Consider the following 20,395-nt stretch of genomic DNA (forward strand, 5'->3'; position numbering starts at 1 on the left):
ATTTTTTTTTAAAAAACTCTTACTTTAATCAAGTAAGAGTTTTTTGTTTGTTTTAAATTTTATTATTTATGATTGATTATATAATTGTTGGTTGTGGTTTGGGCGGAATTTCATTCTGTGAGACTGCTATTCGGCATGGGAAAAGTTTTGTGGTTTTTAATAATGATTCTCAAAATTCATCCAAAATTGCTGGGGGATTATATAACCCTGTTATTTTGAAGCGGTTTAGTGAAGTTTGGAATGCGCAGGAACAATTAGATATAATGGCTCTTTTTTATTCTAATTTGAGCGATAGAATAGATGATAAGTTAAATTTTAAAACACCTGTATTAAGAAAGTTTTTTTCTATTGAAGAGCAGAATAATTGGTTTGCAGCTTCTGACAAAAAAAACTTGGCGCCTTTTCTATCTACTTCTTTATGTTTCAATAAATATAACGGCATTGACTCACTATTTGGTTATGGTGAGGTTTTGCACACTGGATATGTTGATACGGCATTATTATTATCAAAGTACCAAAAGTATCTTGCTTCATTAAATCTTTTAAGAGCAGAGTCTTTTGAATATGACGCATTAATTATTGAAGATGACAGATTGTTATATAAAGATATGGAGGCAAAACATATTGTCTTTGCAGAAGGTTTTGGTCTGCATGCTAATCCTTTTTTTAATGACCTTCCTTTAGATGGCACCAAAGGTGAATTGTTTATTATTAAGACACCTGATTTGAAACTGGATGTGATAGTGAATGCTAGTGTTTTTATTTTGCCATTGGGAAATGATATGTTTAAAGTAGGTGCAACCTATAATGTGAAAGATAAAACGGATTTGCCTACTGAGGAAGGAAGAATAGAATTAATTGACAGAATTAAGGAGATAATTTCGTGTGAGTTTGAAATTATAGAACATTATGCTGGAGTGAGGCCTACTGTTAAGGATAGAAGGCCTTTGGTTGGTACACATAGCAATTATAAAAATGTGCATGTGTTGAATGGTCTTGGAACTCGTGGAGTAATGCTTGGGCCAGCGATGGCTAAAGAATTATTTGACAAAATTGAAAACAATATTCCGCTTGATAAGGAAATTGATATTGTTAGATATTACAATAAAAAGAAAAAGAAAATTTAACTATTTTTTGTTTTTGGGTCATACTTGACAAACATATTGATATAAATGTTTCTGGACAAACGCAAAACTATCGGAAATAATAAAATCAGGGTAATAATAATAGTAATGAAGGAGGTTTGGATATCTGCTCCCAAAAATAAGTAAGATACTATAAAAGCAGCTATTCCCACTGCAACATTTAAACCGTAACTCACGTACATTGCTCCATAAAAGAAAGAAGGTTCAATCTGATATTTTAGACCGCAATGGCTGCATTTTTCATGCATTTTGAGGACTGAACCAATATGTAATAGATTTTGATCTGTGTACATGCTTTCATTCATGCATTTCGGGCAAGTTCCTGTTAAAATGCTATATAATTTGGATCCTTTTTTTAACATTTGCAAAATAAATAATTTGTTTCGTTTAATGATGAACAAATTTACTAATTCATAAAGGAATAAAATAATTAATACATGCTTAATATACATAATTTATCGGTTTCGTTTGGTGGTTCTTATTTGTTTGAAGAAGTAACTTTTCGATTAGGAGCTGGAGACCGAGTTGGTCTAGTGGGGAAGAATGGTGCTGGAAAATCTACTATGCTAAAAATGCTGGCAAGGGATTTCGCGCCAGACTCAGGGGTTATTTCTCAGGAGAAGGATATTCGAATGGGTTTTTTACGTCAGGATATTGATTTTGAACGCGGACGTACAGTTTTGGAAGAAGCCTACGAAGCATTTACTGAAATTAAGATTGTTGAGAAGAAACTGGAAGAGATCAATCACCAGCTGGTTACCCGTACCGATTATGAAAGTGAAGAGTATGGTCAAATTATTGAAGATCTGTCTGACTATACACATCGTTTTGATTTGTTAGGCGGTTATAATTATGTAGGTGATACCGAAAAAATATTATTAGGTTTAGGTTTCAAAAGAGAGGTTTTCAATAACCAGACTGAAACTTTTTCCGGAGGCTGGAGAATGCGTATTGAGCTGGCTAAATTGCTTCTGCAGAATAATGATGTGCTGTTACTGGATGAGCCAACGAACCACCTTGATATTGAAAGTATCATTTGGCTGGAAAGTTTTCTGCGTAATTATCCAGGTGTTGTGGTTATTGTTTCTCACGATAAAATGTTTCTGGATAATGTTACAAATAGAACCATAGAGATTTCTCTTGGAAAAGCTTATGATTTCAATAAGCCGTATTCTCAATATCTGGAACTGCGTCATGAAATTCGTGAAAAACAGCTGGCAACTCAAAAGAATCAAGCCAAGAAAATTGAAGAAACTGAAAAGCTTATTGAAAAGTTTAGGGCAAAAGCTTCTAAGGCTTCTATGGCACAGTCTTTAATTAAAAAGCTAGACAAAGTAGAACGTATAGAGGTTGATGAGGATGACAATTCAGTGATGAACATTTCTTTTCCAGTTTCTAAAGAACCAGGAAAAGTAGTTATTGAAGTCGAAAATGTTACAAAAGCGTATGGCGATAATGTAATTATAAAAAACATTGATTTATTAGTTGAGAGAGGAAGTAAAATTGCTTTTGTCGGTCAGAACGGGCAGGGGAAATCGACTTTTATTAAGGCTATCGTTAATGAGTTTGAATATGATGGAATTATCAAATTAGGACATAATGTTCAGTTAGGATATTTTGCCCAAAATCAGGCAGAGTATCTTGATGGCGAGATTACTTTACTGCAGACTATGGAAGATGCAGCAACCGATACTAATCGTATGAAAGTACGTGATATGCTTGGTTCTTTCTTGTTTCGCGGGGACGATGTTGAGAAGAAAGTGAAAGTGCTTTCCGGAGGTGAAAGAAATCGTTTGGCACTTTGTAAATTATTACTGCAGCCTATCAATGTTTTATTAATGGATGAGCCGACGAATCACTTGGATATTAAATCTAAAAATGTTCTGAAAGCGGCTTTACAGAAATTTGGCGGTACTCTATTGCTTGTTTCTCACGATAGGGATTTCCTGCAGGGAATGTCTAATATCGTTTATGAATTTAAGGATCAGAAAATAAAAGAATATTTAGGAGATATTAATTATTTCTTGGAACAGCGCAATCTTGAAAATATGCGCGAAGTTGAGAAAAAAGATATTGCAAAAGCATCTGCTTCCAAAGAAAGCAATAAATCTTCCTATGAAGACCAGAAAAAAGGAAAGGCTTTGCAGAACAGATTAAGCAAAGTTGAAAGCCAGATCAAGCAATTGGAAAAAGACATTCAGCATGATGATAAAATGCTGGCTTCGAATTATGATAAGCATATTGAAGACGCTTCTTTTTTCAGTGCTTACAATAAAAAGAAAGCGGAATTAGATAAACTGCTTTTGGATTGGGAAATTGTTCAGGAAGAAATTGATAATATGCAGTAAAACGGTGAATATATAATTGGAGGCGGAATCTTGTCAGATTGACTAGATTCCGCTTTTTTATACATTCTAATACCAAACCTAAATATAAAACAATCCAATCTTTGCTCCTCTCCTTAGGAGAGGGTTGGGGTGAGGAAAATAAAATGGACTTTTTTATATTTAGGTTTGGTATAACTTCTTTATTCTTTGAACGGATTTCGTTCCTGCCAGACAATTTTTGGTTCAAGAGAATTAAATGCTTTTTCAAAAACAAGATCTCCAACAGAGCTGCTGTGCTTTGCAAAACCAAACATTTTCATTGGCTTTGCCCCAACAGAGCTCTTGATTTCCAGTGCAGTTCGAGCAAAAATAATTTCCTTAAAACCTTTGTTAATCGAATACGCAATCATGTCATACAGCATATTCAGATACAGCATCTTTTCTCTTTGAATGGTATCGTCATAACCTAAAAAATAGGTGTCAATTGTATCGCCGTTTTTAATCAAAGTATTAAATCCAATTAATTTTCCATCAAGGAAATAACCATAGAACAGAAATTTATCCTGTAAAATTTCCTTGAAAACCCTAAAATGGTTTTTGGTTAGAAAGAAAGTGTTGAAAGGCGCATTTTTGGCAACATGATAGTACAAATTATAGATTGTCTCTTCGTGAGCGATAATATCTTCTAAATGTAATTTTCGTTTCTCAATTCCTTCGGCCTTTTTTCGGGCTCTTTTATACTGATCGCGGTATTTTTTGAGTAAGGAATCAATATAATCCTGTTCCGATTTCCATTCGAACGGAATGCTGAAAACCATATTAGGCTGTGTACTGTATTTGTAACTGTTTTTAAAAAGGTTTAAATCAATGGCAAATTTCTCAATATCCTGTTCCGTATAATCCTTAAAAGTTATGATATGCACCTTTTTGCCCATTGATTTAAGTTTATGTTTTAAATCAATAGATGCTTTTTTCAAAGCTTTTATACCTTCGGATTTTGAAATGTTATCCGAAAAAATAAATGAATTCTGGCCTGTAAGCATGTTATTGCCTATGATCAGAACATGTGATGCAAAATTTTTTAAAATGAATTTCCGTGCAGTAGTTTTTAAGCATCGATCCCTTTCTCCAAAAGATTCCAGCTTGTTTAAATCCAAGAATTGTGATATTGCAACGCCAACTAACTTCTGCTCTTCAAAAAGCCCAATATAATGACAAATCATGTTATCTGGAGCCGACTTATCGAGAATTTCAAAGTATTCTTTGGATAAAAAAATATTTTGACAGCCTAGTTCATTCCAATTTTTGGGAAGCTGTTCTTTAGTTTCGTAAATTTGATAAGAAATGGCAGTTTTCAATTCTGAAAGTATATGATTCAAAATTAACTAATAAAATTAAATTTTTACTGAATTGTTTTCTTTTAACTGTTTTGCTGGGTAGTTACGGCACAATAGTTTGAAAAATAAGCTTTTATTTATTTTTTAAGCAATAAAACCAGGTAATTTTGCTTTTTTAAAGAAAAAAAGCAAAGGAAATTGACCGATCAGGTCTAAAGGCTGACATTAGCCCTTTTGTTATTATTTGCAATTGCAGCCCAAATCACTTTAAATTCTACGATATGAAAACATTTACAGAAGAATCCGTAAGTCCTTTTCTGGATAATTTGAAAGATTGGCATTTTAAAGAAAATGCGGTCGAAAAAGATTTTAAATTCAAGAATTTCACACAAGCACTCGGTTTTATAGTACAAGTAGGAGTCTTAGCCGAAAAGATGAATCATCATCCAGAACTTTTTAATGTGTATAATAAAGTAAATATACGCTTGAATACTCACGATTCTGGTGGTGTTACGATGAAAGATATTGAATTGGCAAACCAGATTGAAAGCTTGTTCTAATAAAAAAGCCTTATTTCTATCTTATGCAGAAATAAGGCTTTCATGTTGTTTATTTAAATTTTAAAGCCAGCCGCAGATAATAGATCCTATAATAGTTAAACTAAGAATCCAAAATCCAGCGTGTATCCATATGTATTTCCATGATTTTCTTTCAAATAAACCGTTTATTGCAATTATTGGAAAGGCAAAAAATAAACCAGACATGAATCCATGTAAAGCTCCATGCTTGAAGGTTCTGTAAGCAGTTCCGTAATCGGCCATGAAGGCTTTAAAAGAAGGAAGTGCTTCAGCAATTTTCGGTGATCCGCCAACCATTCCTACCGCTCCGGACTGGTGAATTGTTAATGACATTTCAATCACAACAATAAATAATGAAAAAATATAGGTCAAACCAAAAATCTTCAGCATATTCCCTTTTTGAAGTTCTTCTTGTGTGAGATTGTTTTCCTTCATCCAGATGGTACCAAATATTTTTGGATTATACCAGATAAATCCAACCACCAATGTTGTTAATGCGCTTACAAAAACTGCAATCCAATTCATTTCCATAATTTAAGGTTTTAAGGTTATAGTATAGCCTCAAATTTAACTAAAATTTTGTTATATCACCATGTTTGATTGTTTTATATAGTTGTTAGATTACAAAAATTAACAAAAAGTGTGTTTTATCGATTAAATTTGCGTTTTACTGAATATTGGAGTTATTTTGTTATGTTAAAATAAAAAAATAGAGATCATGAAAAATATTGCTGCAGTATTTTTAACGGTTACTTTTTCTCTTTCCTTACTTGCTAATGTTTCAAATAGTGAAAAAGATATTTTAATTAAGTTATATCAGAAAACAAATGGCAGTCAATGGATTGTGAAGTGGGATCTGAATGCTCCTATTTCTACCTGGCATGGAATTAAAGTTGAAAATGAGAAAGTAGTAGCCATTAATCTTTCTAATAATAATTTGACAGGAACTCTTCCTTTAGAAATAACTAATTTGAAAAACTTAACAGAATTAGATTTATTTAAAAATCAGATTTCGGGAACAATACCCCAAAATATTGGTAAATTAAAATCACTGCGGGAGCTAAATTTATCGTTTAATAAATTGACCGGTTCCATTCCAAAATCTATTTGTGAAATCCAGCATTTAAAAACTTTAAAGCTTTTTATGAATAATCTTTCCGGCGAATTGCCAAGTCAGATTGGAAATTTAAAAGAATTGGAAGTGATTTCTTTATTTAACAACAAGTTATCGGGAGAACTGCCAGAATCATTATATCAGTTGAAACATTTAAGAGAACTATCGCTGAGCAGTAATGAATTTTCGGGACACATCAGCAGGAATATCGAAAACTTAGTTTCCTTAGAAAACTTGAGTTTATTTGATAACAAAATGAGCGGACAGATTCCTTTCAGCATTGTTAAGTTAGAAAATTTAGAAAAAGTAAATTTAGCTTATAATTCATTTTCTGGTTATGTACCTGCTCTTTTGGCTAAAAAAAATGATTTCAATTCTACAATGCGAAATGAATCGGGTGCAGCTTTTAAATTAGAAGTTGAAAATACTTCCAGAGGAACTTTAGCCGTAGGCGAATAAAGTAAACATAGCTTTTCTTTTTTTAAAGGGCCATAATTTTAAAAAATTATGTTTTTTTTATTGATACAATTCAGAAGTAATATTTTTAATTTATCAGTAAATTTCTTTTGTTAAATAAAAGAAATTTTAAAAGTTTTTAATGAAAAAACTACTTTATGCTTTTTTGTTTTTAAAAAAGCATAAAGTATAGATTTGCCTGTAATTTACTGGTATATAGTGTTTTGTTGTTTATTTTCAATCTGTTGTAAGCGTTTGGCTTTAGCCAAATTAACAATTCTTTAGTGAATACTTTAATTTTTTTTGGCTGTTAATTATTTTTAATATACTTTTGTCTATAGAAATAGTAGAGTTTAAAAAAATAAGTAACAAATACTGAAAATTGTGAAGACTATCAAAAACATTCTTTTTTTGATCATGCAGGAACTTGTATCATTCGGCACACTCCGTCGAATGTGTTGCTGCTGTTAGTGTTTTCCAATTATAGCATCCCGTCATTTTTATGTTCAGTCTTAAAATAATTTATTTCATCCAGTATAAATTATTTTAACTCTTTGATTTATTCTTTTAAAAAATAATACTCAAACTAAAATAGTACTAATCAATAAGCAATAAAATAAAATGAAAAAACTAATGTGTTGTAGATAAAAAAAAAGCCATTTCTGCGGCAACAGAAATGGCAGGCTTAAAAAAAAATGTATCGTTAAACGGAAAATGAAAATTGATAAATCAGTTTTCAGACTCCTTATTTATTAAACCAAAACAAAGTAATGAAAAAAATATTATATAATCTTTCCTGGCTGGGTATTTTTCTGTTTTCATTTGGAATCCAGGCACAAGATACGAAACCCCTTATTCAGTCTAAACTTGACGGAACTGTAGTTAATAAAGTTTCAAATTTACCAGTAGCAGGAGCTAGCGTAACTATTAAAGGAACCACCCACGGCGTGGTAACTGATGCAGAGGGAAAATTTTATTTCCAAACCGGACAAAAATTCCCATACACTTTAATCATAACCTACATTGGCTACAAAAAAGCTGAAGTGATTGTAGACGGAAGCCCGCTTATTGTCAACTTAGAGGAGGATCTTCAAGAGTTGAATGAGCTGGTGGTTGTGGGGTATGGAACGCAAAAGAAAAAAGATATCACGGGTGCAATATCATCGATTCCAAAAGCAAATTTGGCGCAGGTTACTTCTTCAGCAGATAATTTATTGCGCGGCGCAATTCCAGGTGTTGTTGTAACCCAAAGTTCAGGCCGTCCAGGCGCAACTTCCAGTGTGCGTATTAGAGGAGGAAATTCAATTACAGCAGGTAATGAACCGCTGTATGTTGTAGATGGAGTATTAATTTATAATGACAACAGTAATGGTACGGCCGGAGTTACTTATGCAGGTGCTGGAGTAAATGTACTGTCAACAATCAACCCTGCCGATATCGAGTCGATTGATGTATTGAAAGATGCATCTGCAACTGCGATTTATGGTTCCCGAGGAGCAAATGGCGTGGTGCTTATTACAACTAAAAAAGGAACCAAAGGGCAGGACAATATTTCTTATCAAGGCTATTTTGGAATTCAGAATGTTTCAAAAAAGATAGATTTATTAGATGCGGACCAATGGGCAAGCCTGCGAAATGATGTTCAGGCAAGTATAGGGCAGGCACCTTCTTTTTCAGCGGCCCAGATTGAAGCTCTTAAAACTTCAGGAGGATATGACTGGCAGTCAGCAGCTTTTAATTCGGCGGCACCGGTTCAAAACCATCAGTTAACATTTTCAGGCGGAGATGACCGCTCCAGATATTCAGTGTCATCAGGTTATTTTGATCAGCAAGGAATTGTAATAGGATCAGATTTTAAACGAATTTCGCTTCGTGCCAATTATGAAAGAAATTATTCTCAGGCTTTTAAATTTGGAGTGAATGCCAATTATAGCAATTCAATATCGAATGGAGTAGGAACTAATGGCGGTACTGCAGCCGGCAGAAATCCCAATCCATTGGTTAGTATCCTGCTAACGGCGCCGGTGGTTCCAATCAGAAATGATGACGGAAGCTATAATGTAACCAATAATCCTTATGCGACATCAGTTAACGGTTATGTGCCCAACCCAATTAATGATTTGGAAAACACTATAAATGAAACCAAAATCAACAGAATTTTGACCAGTTTGTTTGGTGAATATAAAATCAACAAAGAAATTACGGCCAAAGCTGCTGTCAGCGGTGACGTAATTAACACCAAACAAAACTATTATGCGCCATCGAATACTACTACTGGTGCTCCAACAAAAGGTCTTGCTTCTTCTGGCGACAGACTGGTAAGTTCAGTATTGAATGAAAATACTTTGAACTACAATACTCATTTTGGAGAAGATCATAAATTCTCTGCTTTGGCTGGATACACACTTCAATATACCCAGGGAGAAGTAGTGAATGCAGGAGCTAATACTTTTGTAAATGATGCCAATACTTACAATGCATTACAGGATGGTGTGGCTGTAAAGCCTTATACTGAATCATTCGAGAGCGTATTGAAATCATGGCTGGCAAGAGCAAATTATTCATATAAAGGGAGATATAACCTGACAGTATCTGCGCGTGCGGATGGGTCTTCAAGATTTGGTACTGAATCACTTTGGGGGTATTTCCCTTCAGCTGGATTTTCTTGGAACATAACCGAAGAGGATTTTGCCAAAAATATTAAAGGAGTAAGTGATGCAAAACTTAGGCTGAGTGCAGGAACTACAGGGAATCAGGAAATTGGTAATTATCTTTCCTTAGCTTCCATAGGGTCTGTTAATTATGCTTTTGGCGGGACACTGCAGACAGGATTGGCACCAACCCGTTTGGCCAACCCGGATCTGAGATGGGAAAAAACGGATCAGTATAATATAGGTTTAGATTTATCATTATTGGACAGAAAAATAAATTTTGTTTTTGATGCCTATTACAAAAAGACAAATGATCTGCTTATCAATGTGCCAGTTCCATTGACTTCTGGATTTGCTACAGTGCTGCAGAATATTGGCGGTGTAGAGAATAAAGGTATCGAAATTGGTCTGATTACCGAAAACATAAAAACAGAAACGTTTTCATGGAATTCTAACTTTGTTTTTTCTGCCAACAGAAATAAAGTTCTGGAAATTGGTAATGGAGTGGATCAATTTTTCCCGATAGTGCCAAATGGTTCTTTATTGCAGCAACAGCCCGTAACTGTTAAAGTGGGATTACCGCTGGGAACTTTTTGGGGATACAAAACCAACGGAATTTTCCAGACTCAGGAAGAAGTTAATACGCAGCCAAAAATTAACAGTCTTGCCAATACAAAAGTGGGGGATAGAAAATATGTAGATACCAACGGGGACGGAGTAATTACTGCGCTTGACAAAGGAGATCTTGGGACTTCACAGCCAAAATTTGTTGGAAGTTTCAGTAATACGCTTTCTTATAGCAACTTTGATTTGAATTTTTCGTTCCAAGGTTCTTATGGAGGTAAAATATTTAACGCTCTAAATCAGCAATTGGAAATTTCTACTCTTGGAACTAATGCGGCAGCCACTTTATTAGATCGCTGGACACCGGCTAATCCAAGTAATGAAATCCCAAGAGCTTCAAGTTCTCCGCTTGGAATTGTGTCGGAACGTTATGTAGAAGATGCTTCTTTCCTGAGATTAAAGCTAATCACTTTAGGATATACTTTCCCAAAAAGCATTTCTTCAAAAATTGGAACTAAGAGCATTAAGGTATACGTATCTGCCGAGAACTTATTTACATGGACTAAATACACAGGCTATGATCCAGAGGTAAGTTCCTATGAACAGAATAATTTATATCCCGGAATTGACTTTGGATCCTATCCAAATTCTAAAACATTTATTACGGGCTTAAATGTAACTTTTTAAGTAAAAAAATATAACAATGAAAAAGATAATAACAACATTCATATTAAGTGCCGTTATATTAGTATCGTGCACGGATCTGGAGGTAACACCAACCTCTTTTATAACCGAAGAAAATTTCTTTAAAACTCAGGATGATGCTGTTGCCAGTGTTACAGCAGTTTATGCTTCATTGAGCCTTGATCCGGGAGAGCAGAGTTTATTTGGAAGAAATCTTTATTTCCTTACTGATATGGCTTCGGATTATGCATCGGCGGGAGTTTCGGCAACGAATCCTCAGGTAAGAGCATTGAGCAGTTTAACCCATGATGCTACTTCAGACCGTGTTCAGGTGGCTTGGCGACAAATTTATGCAGGAATCAATAGAGCCAATATAGCCATTGATAATATTCCTAGAGCCGCTGGTTCAGATGTTATAAAAACTAGATTGATTAATGAAGCCAAATTCATCAGAGGTTTACTGTACTTTCAGGCTGTACGTCTTTGGGGAGGGGTTCCAATCGTTTTGCACGAACCGGCTTCTATTCAATTAGAGAGTTTAAAATCCAAGAGAGCCACTGTAGAAGAAGTGTATGCTCAGATTATTTTAGACTTAAAAGACGCTGAAAGCCTGCCTGCAGCTTATCCGGCCAATGATGCTGGAAGAGCTACATCGGGTGCTGCAAAAGCCATTTTGGCAAAAGTATATCTGACTAGGAAAGATTGGCCTAATACGATTCTAAAAGCCAAAGAAGTAATTAACGGCGGCTATGGATATGCGCTTTTTGAAAACTTTCAGGACATTTTTACCAAAACTAAAAAGAACGGAAAAGAACATATTTTTTCTGTTCAGTTCGAACCAAATCAAGCAGGAAACGGTTCCAGCGGAAGTACTTTCCAAGCGACTTCATTTACTGGATTTACCGCAACAGAACCGGCAGATATTATTTCGGATGTAGCTTTGTTTTATGACATTTATGCAGCAGGTGATACCCGAAGAGATGTGACTTATAAAAAACAATTATTGAATCCGGCTACTGGAACGCTGTATACTTTTCCAAAGCCAATTTTTGGCAAATATCTGGATTTAACCAATTTGGCTGCACCGTCAAATGTCGCGATCAATTTTCCAATAATCCGTTATGCTGATGTTTTATTATCTCTTGCAGAAGCTATCAACGAAAAAGACGGTGCAACTCTGGAAGCTCATGAGCTTGTGAATCAGGTGAGAAGAAGAGCTTTTGGAAAACCAATCTCGACACCGGATGTAACAGTAGATTTAATTGGGCTTACTGAGCCACAACTTAGAGAAGCTATCCGCGAAGAGCGCAAAAAAGAATTTGTTCAGGAAGGACAAAGATGGTTTGACTTAGTGCGCTGGGGAACTTTGGTTACCGAAATTAAAAAGGTAACTGCCAAAAATTCTGTTTCCGAAAGAAATAATCTGTACCCGATTCCTCAGAGTGAGCGAAACATTGATCCAGTAGGACTGCCACAAAATCCAGGTTATTAATTAAAAGGCGTAAATGCGTAATAAAATGATTAAAAAACTGTTCATACTTGCGCTATTGGTTGTTGCACAAATGCAGCTGTCTGCACAGAAAAAGCAGCCTAACATCATTGTCATTTTGGCTGATGATCTAGGATTTTCAGATATTGGTGCTTTTGGCTCAGAAATTAAAACTCCAAATTTAAATAAGCTCGCTAAAAACGGGCTTATTTTAAATCAGTTTTACAATGCAGGACGATGCTGTCCTTCTCGGGCTTCATTACTCACAGGATTGTATTCACATCAGGCAGGTATTGGTGACATGGTACAGGATAAAGGATTTCCTGCGTATCAGGGATATTTAAACGAGCATTGTATTACGATTGGACAGGCGCTCCAACAGGCGGGATACACTACAATTGTTTCTGGAAAATGGCATGTAGGTTTGGTTCCATCAGCTTGGGCGGTGAATAGAGGGTTTGATGATTCTTTTACTTTACAAAACAATGGCAGCAGTTATTTCAACTCGGAACCTTTGTATAACGACGGAAGAAAAGTTACTTTTCTGAAAGGAGATAAAGAAATTATCCGCACGGATTCTTCTACTTATCTGACTCAGGAAATTACCAATTTTGCTATTAGTTCTTTAGAAAAACAGCGCAGGGAACAAAAACCTTTTTTTCTGTATGTAGCTTATAATGCACCACATTGGCCCATTCAGGCATTGCCGGAAGATATTGAAAAATACAAAGGAAAATACTTGGTAGGCTGGGATAAATTGAGAGCAAAGCGTTTTAACAAATTAAAAGAACAAGGAATAATTGATAAAAACTGGGACTTATCTAATCGTTTTGAAAAAGTGCCGGATTGGGAAAAACTAAGTGCAGAAGAAAAACATAAATGGGATACCCGCATGGCAATTTACGCTGCTATGGTCGACAGAATGGATGCCGGAATTGGAGAAATCCTGCAGAAAGTAAAGTCTTTGGGTGAAGAAGAAAATACGCTTGTTCTTTTTCTTTCTGATAATGGCGGAAGTGCCGATGATGTGAAAAACTGGAATTATGTTACACAAAAAAATGGTACTGCAGGTTCGGCAGCATCGATTGACAGCTATGAAAGTCCGTGGGGAAATGTGAGCAACACGCCTTTTCAATTATTCAAAAAGAACACTCACGAAGGCGGTATCGCTTCCCCTTTTATAGCGTATTATCCAAAGCATATTAAGGCTGGTATAGTAAGTAATAGAGTAAGCCATTTAATTGATGTTTTTCCAACTTGTCTAGAGTTTGCGGGTTTGCAATACCCAGATTCTTTTCAAGGGAAAAATCTCGTCTCTTTAGAAGGTATTAGTTTAAAAAAAGAATTTGAAGGACAGCAATCTGATGAACATGAAGCGTTGTTTTGGGAACATGAAGGCAGTAAAGCAGTAAGAAAAGGGCAGTGGAAAGCAGTAGCCGAAAACAATCAGCCTTGGGAATTGTACAATCTGGCAGCAGATAGAACAGAAACAAAAAATCTGGCAAAGTTAGAACCAAAACTGCTCCAGACGCTGATTGAATTACATCAGCAATGGTCAATAAAAGTAGGTGTTGAAGATTGGAATAAAATAAAATAGTATATACTGATTACCTATTATAATGAATATAAGTTAATCTAATAAAAAATATAAAAATGAAAAATTTAAAATATAACAGCATTATCAAAAGCCCGCAGAAAGGACTTTTGGTTACCGCTTTGCTGATTGCTCAATTTGGTTTTGCGCAAAACAAACCCAATACTGATTACAAAGGAGTAATCGGTAAAACATTAGCTGAATCCAAAGAATATTGGCCAGAACCGGTTACAGCTCCAAAAGGTGCTCCAAATGTAGTCTGGATTGTTTTAGATGATGTAGGTTACGGCGCTTCAAGTGCTTTTGGGGGCTTGATACATACACCAGTTTTAGAGAGTCTTGCTAATAATGGACTGAGATATACCAATTTCCATACTACAGCTATCTGTGCTCCTACACGTTCTGCATTACTGACAGGAAGTAATTCTCATAAAGTTCATGTTGGCGGATTCTCACATACGATTATGTCTGCAGGTTTCCCGGGATGGGATGGAAGAATTCCTTCAAAGAATGGAACTGTTGCTGAGATTCTGCGTGACAAAGGATACAGCACTTTTGGTGTAGGCAAATATGGTGTAACGCCTGATGAAGATGCCACCGATGCAGGACCATTTGACAGATGGCCAACAGGCAAAGGTTTCGAACATTTCTTTGGATTCTTGGGTTCTGCAACCGATCAGTACAAACCAGATTTGATCGAAGATCAGGCACATGTTACTCCAGATGGAAGACATCTTAGCGAACAGATTACAGATAAAGCAATCAGTTATATTACCAGACAGCATAAAGCAGCGCCTGGAAAACCATTCTTTTTATATTATTCACCAGCAGCAGTTCATGCACCGCATCAGGTAGAAGCGAAGTGGAGCGATGCTTACAAAGGAAAATTTGATGATGGCTGGGATGCTTATCGCGAAAAAACATTGGCCAACCAAAAGAAACTGGGAGTTGTTCCAGCCAATGCAGAACTGCCTGAGCGTAATTCACTTATTGCCGACTGGAAAAAATTAACGCCGGATCAAAAGAAAGTGTATTCAAAGTTCATGGAAGTATATGCCGGATATTTAACGTATACCGATTACGAAATCGGAAGACTGGTAAATTATCTGAAAGAAAGTAATCAGCTGGATAATACGGTTGTCTTTGTTTTGATAGGTGATAATGGAGCGAGTAAGGAAGGGACGCTGCAGGGAGCTGTAGAGAGACAGACTTATAAAGCCGGTGAAACTGAAGAGCAGGTTTTCCAAAATAATTTAAACAAGATTGGTGAAATTGGGACGCCTCAAACGTATGCTAATTACCCATTAGGCTGGGCTCAGGCGACTAACACTCCGTTCAAATCTTGGAAACAGGATGCCAACTCCGAAGGAGGAACGCACAATCCATTGATAGTGTATTATCCAAAAGGGATTCAGGAAAAAGGCGGAATCCGAAATCAATACAGCCACGTGATTGATATTCTGCCAACAACTCTTGATGTTATTGGAGTTAAAGCACCTGAAACAATTAGAGAGATTAAACAGGATACCATTCAGGGCTATTCGTTTTACAATTCTTTCAATGATGCCAAAGTGGTTTCTTCGCATAAAATCCAGCACTATTATATTTTTGGAGCGAGATCCATTTATAACGATGGCTGGAAAGCAGCAGCTGAGCATCACCCAAATTCAATTGAGGTAAAAGAGGCATTGGCAGATAAATCCAAAGCGAATCTTTTGAATGCAGATTTTGACAAAGATGTCTGGGAATTGTACAATATCAATGAAGATTTTAATGAAAGAAAAGATCTGGCTAAAAAATATCCTGAAAAACTGGCGGAACTGAAAAAATTATTTGATGAGCAGGCAAAGAAAAACAACCTGTATCCATTAATTGACTGGTCGGATGTGTACCAGAGAAAAATCCACCAGACGAAAGGAACCGAAGGACAGTCGGCTGCAGAGTTATTGTACAAAGCAAACAAATAAATTATTTCAGAGCTGTATAATTTTTGAATCAACAGCTCTGAAATTTAGAAGAAATAAAAAATTGTGAGCCAGATAAACTATGAAATCATAGAAAAATGAAATTAGTCTGGACAGTTATTTATCTGATACCCTTATCTATTTTAATGACTGTTTTTTCTGTAATTCGTTTTCTGAGAAGAATTATAGAAAAGCTGCTGAAGGGTAAAATGAATAACAGCTATTCATAGTTTTGTTTTAATTATTCGGAAAGCTATAAAATAAAATCATACTAAATCTATAGAATTAAAATAATAATTATTAAAAAAACAAGACCATGGAAAAGGTCTTATTAATAAACTATAAAATAATAAAACATGAAAAATTTTAAATTCAATGCAAAGCTGAAGTCTCCTCAAAAAGGATTGCTGCTTACAGCTTTACTAGTTGCCCAGCTGGGTATTTCCCAAAATAAGCCAGATGCAGATTATAAAGGCATTATTGGTAAAACATTGGCCGAGTCCAAAGAATATTGGCCGGAGCCGGTAAAAGCACCAGCCGGAGCACCAAACGTGGTTTGGATTCTGCTCGATGATGTGGGATTTGGAGCTTCCAGTGCATTTGGAGGTTTGATACAGACTCCGACATTTGATGCTTTGGCAAATAACGGACTTCGTTATACCAATTTCCATACGACTGCTATCTGCGCACCGACACGCGCGGCACTTTTAACAGGAAGAAATTCAGGAAGAGTACACGTTAGCGGTTTTTCGCATACTATCTTATCAGCTGGTTTTCCAGGCTGGGACGGAAGAATTCCATCAGACAAAGGAACAATTGCAGAGATTTTACGTGAAAACGGATACAATACTTTTGCAGTAGGTAAATATGGCGTGACACCAGATGAAGATGCCACCGATGCAGGACCATTTGACAGATGGCCTACAGGAAAAGGATTCGATCACTTTTTTGGATTCTTAGGATCACAGACCGATCAGTACAATCCTGATTTAGTAGAAGATCAGGCACACGTAAAACCAGATGGTCGTCATTTGAATGAACTCATTACAGATAAAGCTATCAGTTATATCAAAACACAGCAAAAAGCGGCGCCTGGAAAGCCATTCTTTTTATACTATGCACCGGGAGCAGCTCATGCACCGCATCAAGTGGAAGCTTCTTGGAGTGATGCCTACAAAGGAAAATTCGATGAAGGCTGGGATGTTTACCGCGAAAAAGTATTGGCAAACCAAAAAAAATTGGGCGTAATCCCTGCCAATGCTGTATTGCCGGAACGTAATGCTATTATTTCAGAATGGAAAAAACTATCTCCAGACCAAAAGAAAGTGTATGCCAGATTTATGGAAGTATATGCTGGTTATCTTACTTATACCGACCATGAAATTGGCAGAGTGGTAAATTATCTGAAAGAGAGCAATCAATTGGATAACACTTTGATTTTTGTTGCAATTGGCGATAACGGAGCCAGTAAAGAAGGCAGTCAGGTAGGTACAATTAGCCAGAGTCTTTTTTCTCAGGGAGTTACAGACGAGCAGAATCTTCAGTCTAATTTGGCTAAAATTGGAGAGATTGGAACTGCAAAAGGTTTGAACACCAATTATCCGTTAGGCTGGGCACAGGCTACCAATGCTCCTTTCAAAAACTGGAAACAAGATGCACAGTCAGAAGGAGGAACCCGTAATCCTTTGATTATTCATTATCCAAAAGGAATCAAAGAAAAAGGAGGCATCAGAAACCAATACAGCCACGTAACAGACATTCTTCCTACGACATTGGAAATTGCTGGAATAAAAGCTCCTGAAAAAATCAAGGAAATTAAACAGGATATTATTCAGGGTTCGTCTTTATATGCTTCTTTGAATGACCCAAAAGCAGAATCGTTACATAAAGTGCAGTACTATTACATCTTTGGGAACAGAGCTATTTACAAAGACGGATGGAAAGCTGCTGCATCGCATGCAAATCCCTTTACGTCCCCAAATGCTGGGAGCAAAAATCAAGCACCGGCACAAAGTAATTTTGATGCTGATGTCTGGGAGTTGTACAATCTGAATGAAGATTTTAACGAGCGCAATAATTTGGCTAAAAAGTATCCTGAAAAATTGGAAGAGCTTAAAAAACTGTTCGATGAGCAGGCGAAGGAGAACAACGTTTATCCGTTAATTGACTGGCAGGATGTGTTAGGAAGAAAAATACACAATCCTTCAGGAGACAAAAATCAAAATCTTCAGGAACTGATTCATAAAGCAACTCAGGCTGGCAGCAGTAATTAATAAAACTGGAGACCTAACAGGTTTTTAAAACCTGTTAGGTCTAATCTGAAGAAAGGAGTGATTTATTTTCATTTTTGATTCGGATTAATTGTTATGCACAAATCATTAAAATAAAAAAAATGAAACTAATAGATTTTCAAATAATAGGAAAGAAGATTATCGTAGGACTGATAGTCTTTTTTGTCCCGCTGCTTATTTTGGCTGGCGGTTTGTCACTAGTAAATTATATTTTAAAATAAAGAAATCATGGCATTAGATCAAAATTTAAAAAGAAAATTAACAAAAGACATAAGCATCAGTCTTTTGATTTATACTTTGCCGGTATTAGCAATTTACCTTTATTTCAAATTAAATAATGGTGCTGCATCAGAATCACATATTGCATTACCATCATTTTTAGAATTTGTAAAACCAGCGTTCGAAAACATTAGAACTTGGGGATTGATTGTTTTTATGCTCGTTTTGGGAGCGGTTGAATTTACAGCAGGTTTATACGACGATCAATGGACTGGAAGGGAACGAAAAATAGACATTATTAGTTTTCTTGCGCCAAAGTTGCTTTTGCCGCCAGTAACAGCATTTTTTAGTTTAACAGTGTTGCCGTATTTAATTCCGAATTTAGCAAATACGCTTTCTTGGGTTCCTTTTTGGGGAGGCTTTTTCCTGATTGCAATTGCCGATGATTTAACGCAGTACTGGTACCATCGTTTACATCATCAAGTGCCGTTTTTGTGGCGTTTTCATAGAACACACCATTCGGCTCCGTACATGGGAATGGCAATGGCGTCAAGACAAAACTTTATTTATACGGTATTTTTCTCCCAGATTTACTTGACGGCCACTTTGACCTATTTAGGATTGGGACTGCCAGCTTTATTTGTTTTGGTGGTGAAAAGTTTTATCACTTTGGGAGCGCATTCCAGTATAGCATGGGACAAACCATTTTATAAATATAAAGTACTTCATCCTATTGCATGGGTTTTGGAGCGTTTGATTTCAACTCCTGCTACACATCATGCACATCACGCAGACACTAGTGGAGATGGAGTGGGACATTTTAAAGGAAATTTTGGAAACATGTTTTTCATTTGGGATGTTATTTTCGGAACGGGTTTAATCACTCGTAAATTCCCAGAATCCTATGGAACCAAAACATACAAAAGCGAAGAATGGTATGCACAGTTCCTTTGGCCGATATTCAAATCTAAAATTGAAGGAAGCCCGCTTGCAGATGGAGTCCGTGCTTTGCCTATTTCCCAAAAGAAGAAGGAATCAGTTCCAGCAAGTCAAAATTACTTCGAACCAGTTGAACCATAAAGAAAATTGTTATGGAAAATAAAAAATTCAAAAAGAGGGTTACAGCTTTGGTTTTGCTTTTTGCAATTGTCGGTTTTGCTCAAAATCAAAATCCATTTACATTGCAGATAGATGCTTTTTATGCGAAAATTAAGGAGCAGAAGAAACCGCAGTTAATTGATGCCCGAAGTACCGAAGAGTTTGCTATTAATCACATTGACGGTGCAGTTAATTTTAATTTGCAAACAGAAAATTATGCTAAATATGCGGCTCAGTTAGATAAAACAAAACCTGTTTTTATATATTCAATCGGTGCAGGAAGAAGCGGTCAGCTGGCAAAAGAATTATTAAAAAATGGTTTTTTGGAAGTGCATGATCTTGAAGGCGGAATCGCCGCATGGATTGGATCTGGAAAACCTTTTTATACTAATTCAAAAAGTAAATTGACATTGACAGAGTACAAAAAAATTATTGCTGAAAACAAGGCTGTTTTAGTAGATATTGGTTCAAGATATTGTGGCGCCTGCAAAAAAGTAAAACCAGTTTTGGAAGCTATCAGGGCAGAAAATGGGACTAATTTGAAAATTGTTGAAATTGATCTGGAAGACAACCCGAAGGTTATCGCAGATTTGAAAACAGTAAAGATTTTTCCAACATTGATTTTATATCAAAATGGAAAAATTGTTTTTAAGAAAGACGGCTTAGGTGACTTGAAAAAAGATGTTGATGCAGCTTTGGCTCATTAAAAAATATAGTATAACATTCAGAATAAATTTATGAATTGTTATGTAGTTAAAAACTTGTTTTTTAGTTTTTTATAAATTTATGTTTTAATTTTATACAATAAATAATATGACTGTCCGCAAATAATACCATGTATTTTTTTCGCCACTGATTACACAGATTCTCACAGATTTCATTAC

At 35.8% G+C, this 20,395-nt stretch carries 14 protein-coding genes; 11 read left to right on the top strand and 3 right to left on the bottom strand.

What is annotated here, in order from left to right:
- The first annotated feature begins 68 nt into the window (after window positions 1-68).
- Complete coding sequence (locus tag IRZ80_RS13330) at window positions 69-1,127, top strand: NAD(P)/FAD-dependent oxidoreductase (protein WP_194642065.1); 1,059 nt, start codon at window positions 69-71, stop codon at window positions 1,125-1,127.
- Here IRZ80_RS13330 and IRZ80_RS13335 read toward each other — a convergent pair.
- The gene (locus tag IRZ80_RS13335; RefSeq protein WP_194642066.1) at window positions 1,124-1,507 is read right to left on the bottom strand and encodes a DUF983 domain-containing protein; all 384 of its coding nucleotides are present in this window, start codon (window positions 1,505-1,507) and stop codon (window positions 1,124-1,126) included. The two genes, IRZ80_RS13330 and IRZ80_RS13335, sit on opposite strands and share 4 nt — an antisense overlap.
- 75 nt (window positions 1,508-1,582) lie before the next feature.
- Between IRZ80_RS13335 and abc-f the strand changes: the two genes are divergently transcribed.
- Window positions 1,583-3,493, top strand: coding sequence for a ribosomal protection-like ABC-F family protein (abc-f, locus tag IRZ80_RS13340; protein ID WP_194642067.1), 1,911 nt, complete (start codon window positions 1,583-1,585; stop codon window positions 3,491-3,493).
- 179 nt (window positions 3,494-3,672) lie between these two features.
- Here the strand turns inward: abc-f and IRZ80_RS13345 are convergent, their stop codons facing one another.
- On the bottom strand, window positions 3,673-4,830 hold the full coding sequence (locus IRZ80_RS13345) for a GNAT family N-acetyltransferase (RefSeq protein WP_194642135.1): 1,158 nt from the start codon (window positions 4,828-4,830) through the stop codon (window positions 3,673-3,675).
- A 260-nt stretch (window positions 4,831-5,090) separates the two neighbouring features.
- Between IRZ80_RS13345 and IRZ80_RS13350 the strand changes: the two genes are divergently transcribed.
- On the top strand, window positions 5,091-5,369 hold the full coding sequence (locus IRZ80_RS13350; RefSeq protein WP_194642068.1) for a 4a-hydroxytetrahydrobiopterin dehydratase: 279 nt from the start codon (window positions 5,091-5,093) through the stop codon (window positions 5,367-5,369).
- A gap of 60 nt (window positions 5,370-5,429) precedes the next feature.
- Here IRZ80_RS13350 and IRZ80_RS13355 read toward each other — a convergent pair whose 3' ends face one another.
- Window positions 5,430-5,918, bottom strand: coding sequence for a DUF1761 domain-containing protein (locus tag IRZ80_RS13355; RefSeq protein WP_194642069.1), 489 nt, complete (start codon window positions 5,916-5,918; stop codon window positions 5,430-5,432).
- 187 nt (window positions 5,919-6,105) lie between these two features.
- Between IRZ80_RS13355 and IRZ80_RS13360 the strand changes: the two genes are divergently transcribed.
- The 8 genes from IRZ80_RS13360 (at window position 6,106) to IRZ80_RS13395 (ending at window position 20,218) form a co-directional block, all read left to right on the top strand.
- The gene (locus IRZ80_RS13360) at window positions 6,106-6,960 is read left to right on the top strand and encodes a leucine-rich repeat domain-containing protein (RefSeq protein WP_194642070.1); all 855 of its coding nucleotides are present in this window, start codon (window positions 6,106-6,108) and stop codon (window positions 6,958-6,960) included.
- A 767-nt stretch (window positions 6,961-7,727) separates the two neighbouring features.
- Window positions 7,728-10,859: a SusC/RagA family TonB-linked outer membrane protein gene (locus tag IRZ80_RS13365; RefSeq protein ID WP_194642071.1), complete on the top strand. Its 3,132-nt coding sequence runs from the start codon at window positions 7,728-7,730 to the stop codon at window positions 10,857-10,859.
- A gap of 16 nt (window positions 10,860-10,875) precedes the next feature.
- Window positions 10,876-12,348 (top strand): RagB/SusD family nutrient uptake outer membrane protein, encoded by a 1,473-nt coding sequence (locus tag IRZ80_RS13370; protein WP_194642072.1) that lies wholly within the window; start codon window positions 10,876-10,878, stop codon window positions 12,346-12,348.
- A 25-nt stretch (window positions 12,349-12,373) separates the two neighbouring features.
- The gene (locus IRZ80_RS13375; RefSeq protein WP_194642073.1) at window positions 12,374-13,942 is read left to right on the top strand and encodes an arylsulfatase; all 1,569 of its coding nucleotides are present in this window, start codon (window positions 12,374-12,376) and stop codon (window positions 13,940-13,942) included.
- 56 nt (window positions 13,943-13,998) lie between these two features.
- Complete coding sequence (locus IRZ80_RS13380) at window positions 13,999-15,906, top strand: arylsulfatase (protein WP_194642074.1); 1,908 nt, start codon at window positions 13,999-14,001, stop codon at window positions 15,904-15,906.
- Window positions 15,907-16,259: 353 nt separating this feature from the next.
- Window positions 16,260-18,176: an arylsulfatase gene (locus IRZ80_RS13385; RefSeq protein ID WP_194642075.1), complete on the top strand. Its 1,917-nt coding sequence runs from the start codon at window positions 16,260-16,262 to the stop codon at window positions 18,174-18,176.
- Between the two features lie 246 nt (window positions 18,177-18,422).
- Complete coding sequence (locus IRZ80_RS13390) at window positions 18,423-19,493, top strand: sterol desaturase family protein (protein ID WP_194642076.1); 1,071 nt, start codon at window positions 18,423-18,425, stop codon at window positions 19,491-19,493.
- A gap of 11 nt (window positions 19,494-19,504) precedes the next feature.
- Window positions 19,505-20,218 (top strand): thioredoxin domain-containing protein, encoded by a 714-nt coding sequence (locus IRZ80_RS13395; protein ID WP_194642077.1) that lies wholly within the window; start codon window positions 19,505-19,507, stop codon window positions 20,216-20,218.
- The last annotated feature ends 177 nt before the right edge of the window (window positions 20,219-20,395 follow it).

Source organism: Flavobacterium sp. HJJ (assembly GCF_015351475.1).
GTDB classification, from domain to species: Bacteria; Bacteroidota; Bacteroidia; order Flavobacteriales; family Flavobacteriaceae; genus Flavobacterium; species Flavobacterium marginilacus.